Origin of the sequence: Romboutsia sp. (assembly GCF_051659545.1) — a bacterium.
Lineage (GTDB): Bacteria > Bacillota > Clostridia > Peptostreptococcales > Peptostreptococcaceae > JBOFOR01.
In genome coordinates, this window is record NZ_JBOFOR010000323.1 from 1 (window position 1) to 3,974 (window position 3,974).

Genomic DNA, 3,974 nt, shown 5'->3' on the forward strand with positions numbered 1-3,974 from the left:
ACATCAATATATATTTTATAATATTAAACCAAATAATTTTGAAAAAGTTCAAGAATATACTCCTATAAATATTAGTTTTGAAAATGAATATATAATAACATCATTTACTAGCCAAAACACAATTCAAAATGCCTCAATAGTTATAATAAGCTATTCTAAAGATAAAAAAGAAGGAATAAGTTTTATTCCTATAAATTCTACTACATCCATTTCTTTTGATAAAAATATAGAAAAAATAATGCTATGTATAAGAGTGCAAGGTGAAGGAAAAATAAAATTTGACCAAATAAGCATAAAAGAAAGAAAAAAAATATGTATAGAAGAAAGCAAATCTGACTATTTAGTTCTTACTAATTTTTATCCTTCAGAAGATAATTTATACAAAAATGGGTTTGTTCATAGAAGAGTTAAAAGTTATATAAAAAATGGATTAAATGTAGATGTTTTTACTTTCAATTACGATGAAAGAAATAGATTTTCCAAGTATGAGTTTGACGGAGTGAATGTATTTAAAGGGTATAAAGAGGAGTTAAAAAGACTACTCCAAAATTCTTCTTACAAGAAAATATTAATACATTTTATTAACATGGAAATGTATCAAGTTATTAAATTCGTTAATAAGGATATTGATATTATAGTATGGTTCCATGGTGCTGAAGTTAGACCTTGGTATAGACGACATTTTGAATATAATGAAGATACAGTGATAAATAAAATAATACAATCTAGTAATGCTAGAATGAGTTTTATGAAAAATCTTTTCTCTGAAAAATTAGAAAAAGTACATTATATATTTGTATCTGAAACATTTAAAAATGAAGTAGAAGAGGATTTATGCATAAAACTAGATAATAAATATTACTCAATCATTCATAACGTTATTGATGAAAACCTGTTTGTATATAATGAAAAAAATTTAGAACACAGAAAAAAAATACTTAGTATTAGACCTTTTGAATCTAGAAAATACGCAAATGATTTAAGTGTATTGGCAGTACTGGAGTTGTCAAAACAAGAGTATTTTGATGAATTAGAATTTTGTTTTTATGGTGAAGGTAAACTATTTGAAGAAACACTAGCCCCCCTAAAAAAGTTTGATAATGTAAAGATATATAAACAATATTTAAAGCAAGAAGACATACCTAAAATCCATAAAGACTATGGTATATTTTTAGTTCCGACAAGAGATGATTCTCAAGGTGTTTCAAGAGATGAATCTATGTCAAGTGGTCTAGTGCCAATTACAAATAAAGTATCTTCAATTCCTGAGTTTGTAAATAAAACATGTGGAATGTTAGCTGAAGGAGAAGATTATATAGGTATTGCTAAGTCAATCCAATACCTTTATCTAAATGCAGAGGAGTTTTTGCAAATGTCAAAACTAGCAGCAGAACATGTAAGAGAAATAAGTAGTGAAAAAAATACGATTTTAAGAGAAATTGAATTGATAAAAGCAAGTAATATTTGCAAAAATAATGAAGCTAAGATAAGTAATGTAAAAGAAAATAAAAAATTATATAATCACCAACCAAATATATCTATAATAATGGCTTCTTATAATGTTGAAAAATATATTGATGAGACTATAAATTCAATAATTAATCAAACCATAGGATTTAAAAATTTAGAACTAATTGTTGTAGATGATGCATCAAATGATAAAACACCAAATATTTTAAGTTCTTACTCAAAACAATATGAAAATATAACTGTAATATATAATAAAGAAAGAAAAAAATATCCTGGTAAATCTAGAAATAAAGCATTAAAGGTAGCTAAAGGTGAATATATTATAGTTTTAGACTCTGATGATATTCTGTGTAAAGATTCTTGTATGACTATGTATAATCTAATGAAAATTTATAAAAGTGATTATATTATAGGAAAATATAGTTATTATCATGAAATAAACAATAGATTAGAACCAGCAGCCTTATTTGAAACTATTAAATACACTAAACCTGCAATAAATTTTAATTTATTAAGCTTAGATAATAGTGGAGAGGTTGATGTTAATAGTAAACTTACATTGGAAGATGTAATGATACAACCGGGAACTTCTTGCAATAAAATATTCAAAAGAGAATTTTTGATATTAAACAATATTGAATATAGAGAAGATCAAATCACTGGGGAAGATTACATTTTAAATCATGAATGTCTATTAAAAGCATCTAAAATATCATATTTTCCAGTAGAAGTATTTTTATATAGAAGAAGAAATGATAGTAACAATAAATCTATAACTCAAAATTTTACTTTTGAAATTTTAGAGGATTTGATGAAACAAAAAACAAGAACTTCAAAACTATATCAAAGAACCAAATACTCTTTTGATAGTATGACAAACAGATATTTCTTAGGTATATTTTATCAAAAAATTATTGAAATTAAAGACTATCCAGATGATGAATTAATAAAAATTTTAGAATATATTAGAAAAAATCTATACTTATTTGACTTAGAGGATAATAAGTTAAGTGTTAAAGCTAGAGATATATTTAATTATATTAAATATGAAAAATATGACCAGCTATTTAAGATAATAAGAAACTAAGGTGGTAAGATTAATGAACAATTAAAAAATTAGAGGTAGAAACGCCTGCTAATAATAATCACCAAGTTGTATATCTTAATGATGAAGTTAAGAGTATAATAAAATTTAAATAGCAAAGACACTATCCCTAAAAAGGATAGGGATAGTGTTTTTATTAATCTTTTAATATTTGTTTAGGCAATACATATCCTAATATCATGAATATCACACCTACGACTAATATTCCAACAAATCCTAGATTAAATAATGAAGGGTACTTATCTGATATATTGAATAAAGTTAATTTACCCATATCAAGAGTGTCAAATAATCCCATACCTTTAAAATATCCATAAGATAGTGAGAAAGTAAATGCTCCAACTAATCCACCTATTACAGCAGAGATAGCTTTTTTTACAGAACCAGAACCTATAGCACCAACACAAGTACCAGGACAAGTGCCAACAGCACCGAATGCTAAACCGAATAATAAACCACCAATAATTACGCCTAAATTCATAGACTTAACGCTTAAATGTGATATATCAAATATTCCAACCATTGCAGCTATAGATAATAGTACACTACCAAAACCAATTGCAAATAATATAATTTTAGCTAGAGTTAAATCCTCTAATCTTAACATTTTTAATATATTTTTAAATACAGTGGCTCCTACATAAGATAATGCAAATCCAAAGAAACCACCAAGTAATATTGCTAATATAATTTTCATATAAATTTCCTCCTTTAGTTAGATTTCTTTAACTTTTTTACTACTAATGCAGTTGGGATAGCTGTACCAAACACTGCAGCAGCAAATACGTAGCCACTAATACTTCCTTGCATCATACCACTCATCATATGTCCACTAGTACATCCATCAGCCATTCTTGCAGCGAATAGTAATAAAAATCCGCCTAGAAAAGCAGGAACATATTTTTTAATAAATCCTTCATTTCTATTTATTTTCTGGCTGTTTCTTATAGAACAATTTTTTATAATTTCATCTTCATCAGTTCTTCTATTTTTCTTTAAGACATACCCAAGGTATCCTCCAAATGGTATAGCTAGTACAAATACAAAGTCATAGTTTATAGGATTTTTTATAGACTCTGCTAATTTACCTTCTGATTTGTCATAGTATTCATTAGTGCTTATATAACCTGATTCTCTGCTAGAGTCCTCTACTATAACATTTTTATCTATAGAACTATGAATAATTCCTGATAATACTGAGAATTGAGTAGAAACTCCAACCGGCTTTACTAAAAATATTGCCAAGAAAAATGATAAACCTAATATAATAGCACCCTTAATCCAACTGTTTTTATTCACGTTACTTCCTCCTTATTATGTGATTATATTTTGATATATTTGTAGTATACAATAAATAGAGAGAGTTTTATGTGACTTTATCACATAAGTTGTTATTTAT

General features: G+C 26.1%; 3 protein-coding genes. 1 reads left to right on the forward strand and 2 read right to left on the reverse strand.

Annotated elements, in window-relative coordinates:
• Nucleotides 1–2,557 (forward strand): glycosyltransferase (locus ACRC03_RS19295; protein WP_438654239.1); only part of this gene is annotated, 2,557 nt, incomplete at its 5' end.
• A gap of 154 nt (nucleotides 2,558–2,711) precedes the next feature.
• Here ACRC03_RS19295 and ACRC03_RS19300 read toward each other — a convergent pair.
• Both ACRC03_RS19300 and ACRC03_RS19305 read right to left on the reverse strand, forming a co-directional pair.
• Nucleotides 2,712–3,272: a YeeE/YedE thiosulfate transporter family protein gene (locus ACRC03_RS19300; RefSeq protein ID WP_438654240.1), complete on the reverse strand. Its 561-nt coding sequence runs from the start codon at nucleotides 3,270–3,272 to the stop codon at nucleotides 2,712–2,714.
• A gap of 14 nt (nucleotides 3,273–3,286) precedes the next feature.
• Nucleotides 3,287–3,874, reverse strand: coding sequence for a YeeE/YedE thiosulfate transporter family protein (locus ACRC03_RS19305; RefSeq protein ID WP_438654241.1), 588 nt, complete (start codon nucleotides 3,872–3,874; stop codon nucleotides 3,287–3,289).
• Nucleotides 3,875–3,974: the final 100 nt, after the last annotated feature.